The organism is Microbacterium sp. T2.11-28 (assembly GCF_950097975.1).
Lineage (GTDB): Bacteria > Actinomycetota > Actinomycetes > Actinomycetales > Microbacteriaceae > Microbacterium.
The window spans coordinates 1-430 of the sequence record NZ_CATNHF010000020.1 but is presented as its reverse complement, the minus strand read 5'-3'; the positions used below and the strand labels follow the sequence as shown (position 1 = coordinate 430).

Annotated in this window: 1 protein-coding gene; it reads right to left on the bottom strand. The window is 52.1% G+C overall.

Translation table 11 applies throughout. The annotated features are described in order from the left end of the window. The coding region (locus QQZ13_RS09675) for a methyltransferase domain-containing protein (RefSeq protein WP_284528828.1) at positions 1–430 on the bottom strand (430 nt) is incomplete at both ends.

The window sequence follows — 430 nt, the reverse complement described above, 5'->3', positions numbered from 1 at the left end:
CACGCGAACGCCCGTCTTACCCATAATTTGCCAACCAGCTTCTTCCAGCCACAGATAAACCTGCGCCGGGTCGCGTGGATAATCTGGCGAAAGCGTCCGTTTTTTCTTTTTCGGCATTCCCGCCTGCACGTAATCAAAATTCCCGGCGACCATGTTATGCATCAACAAACCATGCGCATTGTAGAACATTAACGACAACACGCCGCCTGGACGCAACACTGACCACAGGGTCTGTAATACGCTGCGGGGATCGGCCACCCACTCGAGCACCGCATGGAACAATATCAGATCAACGGGCGTTTCCAAATGCGAAGCAACATCCTGAGCGGCGCAATGTATAAATTGCATGTTGTCGCTCACACCTTTTGCTTCTGCCGCCTGTTTTGCGCGGTCGATCATCTGCGCAGAAAGATCGCATAAAATGACCTGA